This is a genomic window from Anaerovibrio lipolyticus (assembly GCF_021531495.1).
Taxonomy (GTDB): Bacteria; Bacillota; Negativicutes; order Selenomonadales; family Selenomonadaceae; genus Anaerovibrio.
This window is the reverse complement of sequence record NZ_JADYTY010000018.1, coordinates 37,975-45,529: the sequence shown is the minus strand read 5'-3', so window position 1 is coordinate 45,529 and position 7,555 is coordinate 37,975. Positions and strand designations below refer to the sequence as shown.

Here is a 7,555-nt window from a genome sequence, read left to right as displayed (position 1 = left end):
AGCAAAACCTTAGTCGATTTTAATTTTTAGTATTAAAGCACAGTCAAAACATGGGCTGCCGCCAGTGTGATATGATAAACAGTTTTTCCCATTGCTGTGTCCTGCTATCTGCTGGTAAAGCTCCAGACCACCCTAGAGCGATTCTCCACCAGACTAGACGACCTGATTGTGGAAATACTATACAGCCACAGTCCAGCCATAGAAACCTCCCTTGCCGTATTAGCTTGATGAGGGCTGTGGCTTATACAGTTGCACAAAAATCCCCTAAAGCGGTCTTTTCCTGACCTGCTTTAGGGGATTTGCATTTTTAGGGTGTGATATTTTTAATTTTTAGCTGGACTTATTTTTTATCCTCATAGCCGTTTGGATGGTTCTGATGCCATTTCCAAGCGGTGCCGATAACATCGTGTACATCGGTGAAGCGTGGCTTCCAGCCAAGTATTTTTCTGGCCTTTTCGCTGGAGGCAATAAGCTGGGCAGGATCCCCGGCTCTGCGGGCACCCATTTCTACCTTGATTTCCTCGCCGGTAGCTTCCTTGGCTGCCTGAATCATTTCCTTTACAGAGAAGCCCTGACCATTGCCCAGATTGAAGATATTGCTATCCCCGCCCTTACGGAGATAGTCTACAGCCAGTACATGGGCATCTGCCAAATCCAGTACATGGATATAGTCTCTCAGACAGGTTCCATCTGGAGTTGGATAGTCATCGCCGAAGATGGTAATATGATCCCGCTTGCCTAGTGGCACCTGCAGAATCAAAGGAATCAAATGAGTTTCAGGGTTGTGATCCTCACCGATGGAACCATCCTCCATGGCACCAGCCGCATTGAAATAACGCAAGGATACATAGCGGATACCATTAGCCTGGCTTACCCATTTCATCATCTTTTCCATAATCAGCTTGGACTGACCATATGGATTGGTAGGCTCGGTACGATCATCCTCCATAATAGGAATCCGCTCAGGCTCGCCATAGGTAGCAGCCGTAGAGGAAAAGACAATCTTGTCCACACCGTTTCTTACCATAGCTTCCAGCAGTACCTGCATACCATAAACATTGTTGTTAAAATACTTCAATGGCTGAGTAACGGATTCACCCACCAATGAATTGGCTGCAAAATGCACCACGCTGTCAATCTTGTTCTCAGTAAAAATCTTGTCCAGAATGGATGCGTCACGAATATCTCCCTCATAGAACTTTGCCTTTGGGTGCACAGCCTTTATATGACCAGTCTGGAGATTATCTACAACCACAACCTCCTCACCCTTATTAATCAAAGTATAAACTGTATGAGAGCCAATATAACCAGCTCCACCACAAACCAAAACTGCCATCTTTCTTTCCTCCTATGTATAATCATGTGCAAGTAAGCATAATACTGTGTGCTTCTCAACCTAAAGCCATGCTATATGCTATTGCAGGCATATTTAGTACGAACGTGCTCGCAGAGTCAGCACATGTACCCTGTACAGGCATTATTCGCGCCTCGGTACTTAGCGATTCATGAGCTTTCGGGGCGTTAGCCACGAATTGCCTCATGAGAGCTTTAGTACCGCTAGGCGAGAAAAATAGCGAGAGCGTGCCTGAAAGGGTACATGGGGTGACTCCAGAAAAGGTTGCTTGATTATTGGCAACTTGCCACAAATCTATCAAACGCCTCCATGCCGGCTGTATCTCTCTTGAATACTCCTGCATCTGTCAGCACCTGCATAAATACCTTGCCGATTTCATCCTTGATAATGCTTTCCACATTATCAGCATTTACCTCTGGATGCTTGGCCTTGATTTCCTTGTACCAAGCTCCATGTACAGCCAGCTTTTCATTATCCTCAATGGACTCCTTGCCAGACAGCCAAGCCTCAGCAATCAGAGCCATATTCTCCTTCAGGCGAGGTGGCAGTACAGCCAGACCCATAACCTCAATCAAGCCGATATTCTCCTTCTTGATATGATGTACATTGGCATGAGGATGGAAGATACCTAGAGGATTTTCCTCATCAGTGCGATTGTTGCGCAATACTAAATCCAGCTGATAAGCCTTGCCTGCTCTCCGGCAGATTGGGGTAATGGTGTTATGAGGCTCACCCTTGGTTTCTGCCAAGATGCCTACAGCTTCATCGCTATAGCCTCTCCACTTGGTCAGAATCTTATCAGCCAAATCAATCAACTGCTGGAGATTCTCAGAGGTAAGACGCAGAGCACTCATAGGCCACTTTACCCGGCCAGCCTGAACCTCTGGGAAGCCTGCAAAGCTGTATTCCTTTTCCACCGGAGCCTTGGCCATAGCAAAGGTATAACGTCCACCCTGATAATGGTCATGGGACAGAATGGAGCCTCCTACAATTGGCAAATCTGCATTGGAGCCAGCAATATAATGTGGGAAGATGGTAACAAACTGGGTAAGATTCTCAAAGGTAGTGCGGGAAATCTTCATAGGCACATGCTCACCGTTGAGGATAATGCAGTGCTCATTGTAATAGGTATATGGGGAGTACTGCAGGAACCAGCTTTTGCCGTGTAAATCCAAAGGAATCAGGCGATGAGTCTGACGGGCTGGATGATTGGCCCGGCCAGCATAGCCCTCGTTTTCCCGGCAAAGCAGGCACTTGGGATAGCTGGATGATTTCATCAGCTTGGCCTTGGCAATGTCCCGTGGATCCTTCTCAGGCTTGGACAGATTAATGGTAATATCCAAATCTCCGTACTCAGTAGCTGTTTTCCAGATAACATTCTTGTCAATACGGCTCTTGCGAATATAGTTGGAAGCAATACTCAACTTGTAGTAATTGTCCGTAGCCAGCTCTGGGGACTGGGCATAATCAGCCTTGAAGCCTGCAATTACCTCAGATGGACGAGGCATCAGGCAGTCCATAATGGCTGTATCAAACAAATCCCGCTCATTGGCTGTATTCTCAATCAAGCCCTTTTCTGCTGCATAGTCCAGCATCTTGTCAAGAATCCCGTCTGCCACAGGCAAAACTTCCTCCACCTGCTCAGGCTCAAATTCATCAATTTTCAGCACAGTCAACAGACGATTGGCAGCATAGCAATAATCTTCTTCCTTTATCAAGCCCTGCTGAAGCCCAAAATTCAGCAGACGGTTTATCTCGCGATTCATAATAGCACTCCCTTGCAATTTTTACATAACCTGAACGCCGCCCAGAGGACGAATATTCAGTCTATAGCAGCTTCCCTCACCAAAAAGGTTCTCCATAGCAGTCACATACTTATCTACCAGCTCAGTTGGTACAAAGGCCTGAATAGTACCAGCAAAACCACCGCCATGTACACGGCTGGCTCCCTTGCCATCCAATACCTTCTCGCTGACCATCAGGCCCATGTTGACACCCTGCTCCTCTGGCTTCTGAATGGAGTAAACATTCTGCAGCCACTTGGCAGAGGAATTGCCGGAAGCCTTTACCAGGTCAAAGAACTTCTGGAAGTCCTTGGCATCCAGAGCAGCCACCTCCTGTGGTACTCTGGCATCATCAGCAAAGAAATGAGCAGCTCTCAGAATAGCTCTGTCGCTTACCTTGCCACGGAGCGCATCAATCTCAGCAAAGAAATCAGCCTCTGCCACCTCATGGAGTACCTCCTTGCCAAAGTGAGCTGCTACGGATTTCATCTCTACAGGAATAGAAACATAGTCAGCAGTCAAATCAGCGTGGCTTCCCTTGGTATCTGTAATGCACAGGCTGATGCCGGCAGCAGCGAAGTCGCAGACATGTTTGTCAATAACAGGCTTGGTTGGATCAGCAAAATCAATAAAGACAAAACCGCCTACAGAGGAAACCATCTGGTCCATCAGACCGCAGTTCTTGCCAAAATACTTGTTCTCAGCAAACTGGCCCATCTTGGCAATATCCACCGCACCTACAGCACCCTTGTTGTAATGAATATCCAGAATTGTGCCAATCAGCACCTCGAAGGCTGCAGAAGAAGAAAGACCGCTGCCGCCTAATACATCAGAGGTAACATAGGCATCAAAACCGCCAATCTTCACACCCTTGTAGGCAAACTGAGCAGCCATGCCCCGAATCAGAGCCTTGGTAGTACCATGCTCAGCCTCGTTGATAGCCAGGTCAGACAGCTCTACAGTAATGGCAGGATAGCCTTCGGAATGGAGGCGGATAACCTCATCCTCATGGAAACCTACTACAGCTACAGCATCCAGATTGATGGCTGCGGCCAGCACCTTGCCATGCTGATGGTCAGTGTGGTTGCCACATACCTCGGTACGGCCTGGAGCAGAAAATACTTCCATATCTTCTCTCTCAGGATAGAGAGTGGCAAAATTTTCTACAGCCTGGCTGTAACGCTGTTTCTGAACAGTCAGAGCCTCCTGACCATAGAGCTTTACCATCATTTCATCATATTTACCTGCCTGGATTCCCTGCAACAATTCTTCCTTCTTCATTTTTACTTCCCCGCTTTCAATAAATTAAATTCCCTTAAACTTAAAGACAAATTTTCTGCTAATATTCTTCATAGTATATTCATCCAATACTGGAGAACCCCATGTATCATCGCCGCCTACACCGGACTGTCCGGCAGATGCCCGCAAATAGGTGTGATGCACCTGAGGCAGATCATATGGATGACGGGCGTTTTCGATTTCATGTGGATTGAATGGCAGTGCAGAGGCCTCAAAAGGTACATCCCCTAAAAGCTCCATGCCTCTGCCCTTCTTGTCCATAACCTTGAACCAGCGGATACCGCAATGGTTGCCACATTCCTGTGGTCTAAGATATGGGGCAAATTCCTTGGCTGTATCACTGGCAAAGATGCCCAATCTGGCACCATTCTGCCTGTCAGCATAATTATCACTGGCCCCTAGACCATAATAAGCAATCTGGCTGTATTCCCTTGGCAGGGTGAAAATCATGCCAAAGTCTGGCAGTTCTGGCAGGCCATCTACCTGCTGGTAGTCCAGTTCCACAGCAACAGTGGCATCCTGGGTAACAGTATAAGTAACAGCAACTACGGTTTCTGGCTTATCCAGCACAATATAGCTAAAGCGGATTTTGAACTCCTCCGCCTGATAATTGCCAATGCCATTAGCACCAAAGAATCTTTCTACCTTCTGCCACTGGCCATTTTCCCACAGCTCAATGCTCTTGACTCTGCGGTACAGGCTGGCCAGCTTCCAAGGAGCGCAGTCAATATGACGGCTGCTGCCTCGGTCATTATCCACTGGACCGCGCCAGAAGTTCAGCTGTGGCTGTTCCTCTATAAGCTCTACCCCATTGTACTTGTAGGAAACAATATTTCCTGCCGCACTGGAGAACATAACGCTGAAGCCATGACCATAGATACCGATGTTAATATCGGATTTGCAGATTCTCATGGCAGAGCACCCAGCCAAAGCCTGTGCCGGCATAGCTGGAACACAATTCCCTGCCAGCCATTCCTTGATACCGCCTTCTGCTTCAACTTTGGCCACATTCTGGCCAAAGGCTACCTCATGGCCAACTGGTGCCCAGCTTTCCTGCTCCTTTAGCACCAGAGCTGCATTAAAGGCATATTCCCCAGCTCCAAAGGATGGATAAGGATAATCTACAAAGGCTTCTTCCCCAGGAGTAATCTCCACAGAGGTGGACATTTCCCAAACCTGCTGGCCATCCTTCAGGAGTGACAGCTTCAAGGCATATTTGTCAGTATTGGTAAAGAGGCTCTTATTAACAATCTTTACTCCCTTGGCTTCTGGATAAAGGGAGAAGTTCTGATAGTTGAACTTGACCTCCTCCATCTTTGGGGTAATGCTTCTATCAGCAAAAACAATACCATTGCCACTGAAATTGTAGTCACTTGGTCTGTCCCCAAAATCACCGCCATAGAAGAGGGCATCCTTACCATGACTGTCCTTGCCAGCTATAGCCTGATCCACATAGTCCCATATAAAGCCACCCTGATACAGCTCATCTTCCTCAGTCAAATCGGTGTATTTGCTCATACCGCCGTTGGAATTGCCCATAGAATGGGTATATTCACAGCAGATAAAAGGCTTGTCCCGATGCTCTGCCAGGAATTTCTTGATATCGGCCACATGGGTGTACATCTGGCTTTCCATATCACTGGAAGCGTTGAATCTTCTATCATGGAAAAGTCCCTCATAATGTACCAGACGGGAAGCATCTGCCTTGTGGAAATACTCATGCATCTTGAAGATGGTTTCACCGCCAAAGGATTCATTACCGCAGGACCAGATAATAATGGCTGGATGATTCTTGTCCCGCTGCAGCATATTGGCTGCTCTCTGGAGCACAGCTCCCTGCCACTGAGGATGACCATCTGGCAAAGTATATTCATCAGGGAAATCTCCGCCATTTTTCATCCAGGTGCCGTGGGTTTCCAAATTGGTTTCATCTATTACATAAAGGCCATAAATATCACACAGCTCATAGATAAGACTGCTGTTAGGATAATGGGAACAGCGCACTGCATTGATATTGTTCTGCTTCATGGTAATAATATCCTGCTCTATAAGCTTCTGGTCACAGGCCCGACCGCTATAGCAGTCAAATTCATGACGATTGGTGCCCTTGAACACAATCCGCTGGCCATTCAGCTTCATAATATTGCCATCCAGCTTGAACTCACGGAAGCCCACATTCTGTGGAATCAGCTCCTGCACCTCGCCTGCAGCATTCTCTACCACCAGCAGCATTCTGTAGAGGTTTGGCTCCTCTGCACTCCACAGCTTGATATTCTCCAGCTCTGCTTCGTAGGTGCTTTCCTGGCCCTGCACCACCTTGGACTCATCCAGTACCAGCTCCCCGTTGCTGTCAAAGAGCTTTACCGTCAGCTTCTTTTCCTCAGGGGTATTCCATTTCATCTCCAAGGAAAGCTGGCCAGACTCATATGCCTTGGTAGGTACAGCATGGACAAACATATCCTCTACATGAATCTGAGGAACGGTGTACAAATAAACTCCCCGGAACAAACCGCTGAACCGCCAGAAGTCCTGATCTTCCAGCCAGCTGCCGCTGGCAAAGCGGAATACCTGCACCGCCAGCTTGTTTTCCCCAGCCTGTACATAAGGAGTCAAATCAAAATCTGATGGGGTGAAGCTATCCTCGCTATAGCCTACAAAATGACCGTTCATCCATACAGCCAAAGCGGTTTCTGCCCCCTGAAAGGAAATCCGCACATCCTGCCAGCCCTCTGGCACAGTAAAATACTTTACATAGGAGGCCACAGGATTTTCCTGAGGAAGCTCTCCCGGCACAATGGCCTCATGGCCATCCCATGGATAGGTTGTATTGGTATAATGAGGCTTGCCATAGCCCTCCATCTGAATATGGGCAGGCACCGCTATGGTATCCCAATGTCGGCAATCATAGTCAGAGGCTTCAAAGCCCTCTGGGCGCTCTGCCAGATTCCGGGCTACATGAATATGCCACAGACCATTTAAGGAATATTTAAAGGAGGAACAGCCACTGGCCAGCTCTGCCTCAGAACCATAATATTTGTGGTCGCTATGAGGAGGCAGGATATTTTCCTCAAAATATAATGGATTTGCCAGGTTTTTTATCTCGAATCCGCTCATTTTT

At 47.6% G+C, this 7,555-nt stretch carries 4 protein-coding genes; all 4 read right to left on the bottom strand.

What is annotated here, in order from left to right:
• Positions 1-340 precede the first annotated feature (340 nt).
• Positions 341-1,336 carry a UDP-glucose 4-epimerase GalE gene (galE, locus tag I6E26_RS07470; RefSeq protein ID WP_235321224.1) on the bottom strand — a complete coding sequence of 332 codons (996 nt, stop codon included), beginning with the start codon at positions 1,334-1,336 and terminating at the stop codon, positions 341-343.
• A gap of 290 nt (positions 1,337-1,626) precedes the next feature.
• Positions 1,627-3,120, bottom strand: coding sequence for a UDP-glucose--hexose-1-phosphate uridylyltransferase (gene galT / locus I6E26_RS07465; RefSeq protein ID WP_235321223.1), 1,494 nt, complete (start codon positions 3,118-3,120; stop codon positions 1,627-1,629).
• A gap of 21 nt (positions 3,121-3,141) precedes the next feature.
• Positions 3,142-4,419: a galactokinase gene (locus I6E26_RS07460; protein WP_235321222.1), complete on the bottom strand. Its 1,278-nt coding sequence runs from the start codon at positions 4,417-4,419 to the stop codon at positions 3,142-3,144.
• 24 nt (positions 4,420-4,443) lie between these two features.
• Positions 4,444-7,551, bottom strand: a complete 3,108-nt coding sequence (locus I6E26_RS07455) for a glycoside hydrolase family 2 TIM barrel-domain containing protein (RefSeq protein WP_235321221.1) — start codon at positions 7,549-7,551, stop codon at positions 4,444-4,446.
• Positions 7,552-7,555: the final 4 nt, after the last annotated feature.